Here is a 488-nt window from a genome sequence, read left to right on the forward strand (position 1 = left end):
GCGCGCGACGATCTCGTCGACGAGTGCCTGCTCGTCACCGGTGATTGCATGCTCGGCCAGCCCGGCCTGCCGGCGGTCGGCCCCCACCTCGCCGCCCGCCTCGCTTCCGCGGAGTTCACGGTCGCCGACGAGGTCCGGATCGGTACCGATCTCTTCACCTGCCACGCACGGAGCCCGTAGATGTTCACCGGCCTCGTCTCGGATGTCGGCCGCGTCGCCGCGGTCTCCGGCGATTCCAAGCTCCGGCGCATCGCCATCGACTGCGCCTACGATCCCGCCGGCATCCTGATCGGCGCCTCGATCGCCTGCTCGGGACCCTGCCTCACCGCCGTCACGGTGACCCCGCGCGCGGGCGGCTGCACCTTCGAGATCGACGCCGCCGCCGAGACCCTGGCCCGCACCACCGTGGGCGAGTGGGTGCCGGGCCGGCGGGTGAACCTCGAGCGCTCGCTGCGGATCGGCGACGAGCTCGGCGGCCACCTCGTCAC

2 pseudogenes are annotated in these 488 nt (G+C 73.0%); both read left to right on the top strand.

What is annotated here, in order from left to right:
* Positions 1-180: pseudogene (locus tag A5481_RS34940) on the top strand (bifunctional diaminohydroxyphosphoribosylaminopyrimidine deaminase/5-amino-6-(5-phosphoribosylamino)uracil reductase RibD); the annotation flags it as partial.
* Positions 181-488: pseudogene (locus A5481_RS31860) on the top strand (riboflavin synthase); the annotation flags it as partial.

Origin of the sequence: Methylobacterium platani, assembly GCF_001653715.1 — a bacterium.
GTDB classification, from domain to species: Bacteria; Pseudomonadota; Alphaproteobacteria; order Rhizobiales; family Beijerinckiaceae; genus Methylobacterium; species Methylobacterium platani.